Below are 685 nucleotides of genomic sequence, written 5' to 3'. Positions count from 1 at the left end.
TTCCTTTAATTTGTACTTTCCATCTTCTTTTAGCTTACCGTATAAAGTCCTTCTGTTTATGTCTAACTTGTGAGCCACATATTCCATTTTTAAACCACTTTTCTTTAGTTCCTCGTATAAATTATCCTCCATTATTTTAAACCTCCTTATAGGCTTAATTATCATTTTCCCGACATCGGCAATATGGTGTTATTTATCTTCGTAGTAACATTCCTCACATATACCCCCAAACTCCTCTAGTTTATGATTAGAGGTTCTTTCATTGCAGTTATCACAGTTTCCAAATCTATCATTATCATTAACGTGTTCTTCTATGCTATCCCACATATCATATCGCACCTTTCTTTTTGTTGGTTTCAAATCCTCCAACTACATCAACTACCTCATACCCATACATGCTTACTAATATATCTTTTACACTATAAAAATCATTGTTGCTTTCTTCTGCTGCTTCTGTGCACTCTTCCCTAAACTGACTATATGTTTTATCCTCTCTATTACTTAATATAGCTAACACCTCTCCATTTTTCCCTTCTAGTATATATATTTTATTCATAACTAATCCCCCTTTTAATTATTGTCTTAGTGTATTATATGCAACATATTGCGTTTTGATACCCCATAAATGAGATATTTTAAAAATAAAAAAAGACTAGGGTAAACCCTAGCCTTAAAAGAATTATTT

2 protein-coding genes are annotated in these 685 nt (G+C 31.8%); both read right to left on the bottom strand.

Annotation, left to right across the window (positions count from 1 at the left end):
- Nucleotides 1-189: 189 nt before the first annotated feature.
- Complete coding sequence (locus tag AZI32_RS18570; RefSeq protein ID WP_021434528.1) at nt 190-327, bottom strand: hypothetical protein; 138 nt, start codon at nt 325-327, stop codon at nt 190-192.
- Between the two features lies 1 nt (nt 328).
- Nucleotides 329-556, bottom strand: a complete 228-nt coding sequence (locus tag AZI32_RS17265; protein ID WP_021434495.1) for a hypothetical protein — start codon at nt 554-556, stop codon at nt 329-331.
- Nucleotides 557-685 lie beyond the last annotated feature (129 nt).

The sequence above is a fragment of the Clostridium sp. ATCC 25772 genome (genome assembly GCF_001573875.1).
Lineage (GTDB): Bacteria > Bacillota > Clostridia > Clostridiales > Clostridiaceae > Clostridium_J > Clostridium_J senegalense.
This window is presented reverse-complemented; position numbering and strand designations above follow the sequence as displayed.

Coding starts and splice junctions, on each gene's coding strand:
- AZI32_RS18570 (WP_021434528.1), bottom strand. CDS start 327: ATGTGGGATAGCATAGAAGAACACGTTAATGATAATGATAGATTTGGA.
- AZI32_RS17265 (WP_021434495.1), bottom strand. CDS start 556: ATGAATAAAATATATATACTAGAAGGGAAAAATGGAGAGGTGTTAGCT.